At 65.8% G+C, this 646-nt stretch carries 1 protein-coding gene and 1 pseudogene; both read right to left on the bottom strand.

The window, feature by feature from the left end:
* Positions 1-49: 49 nt before the first annotated feature.
* A complete protein-coding gene (locus FNL14_RS08555) occupies positions 50-451 on the bottom strand; it encodes a cytochrome c oxidase subunit 4 (RefSeq protein ID WP_091419959.1) in 402 nt (133 codons plus the stop codon).
* Positions 448-646, bottom strand: a pseudogene (locus FNL14_RS08560) (cytochrome ubiquinol oxidase subunit I); the annotation flags it as partial. The gene FNL14_RS08555 and the pseudogene FNL14_RS08560, both read right to left, overlap by 4 nt.

Genomic DNA, 646 nt, shown 5'->3' on the forward strand with positions numbered 1-646 from the left:
GGCCCCACCTGAAAGGTGAGGCCCGCCGTCGTTGTTTATTTCTTTGTGCCTAGTGGGCGTGGTCGCCGCGGCTGTATTCGTAGACCCAGCCAATGAGCGCTACCACGGCGAGGCCGGCGGCGATGAAAACGATCCAGAAGCCGACTGCCAGGCCAAGGAACCCTGTGGCGCAGGCGATGCCCAGGACCAGGGGCCACCAGCTCCACGGGCTGAAGTGGCCCTGTTCGCCGGCGCCCTCGTGGATCTCGGCGTCAGTGCGGTCCTCGGGACGCATGCCAACACGCTTGCCGGTGAAGCCGAGGTATCCGCCGATCATGCCGGCGAGGCCGCCGACCAGGAGGATGCCGAGGATACCGACCCACTCACCCCAGTTGGTGAGGAACCCGTAGACCAGCGAAACCGGTACGAAGAAGAAGACTCCGGAACCAAAGATCCATGATTCGATTTTCACTGTGCAGTGTCCTTCTGGTCGGCGTTACCGAGTACCTGGGCTGCGGGAGCCGGCGACTCGGCGGTGTGGACCTGTCGAAGCTCGGGGTGGTGCAGGTCAAGGGCGGGACGCTCGGAGCGGATCCGGGGCAGCGACGTGAAGTTGTGCCGCGGCGGCGGGCAGGACGTGGCCCACTCGAGCGAGGCGCCGAAGCCC

It is taken from the genome of Pseudarthrobacter sp. B4EP4b, assembly GCF_006680095.1.
Lineage (GTDB): Bacteria > Actinomycetota > Actinomycetes > Actinomycetales > Micrococcaceae > Arthrobacter.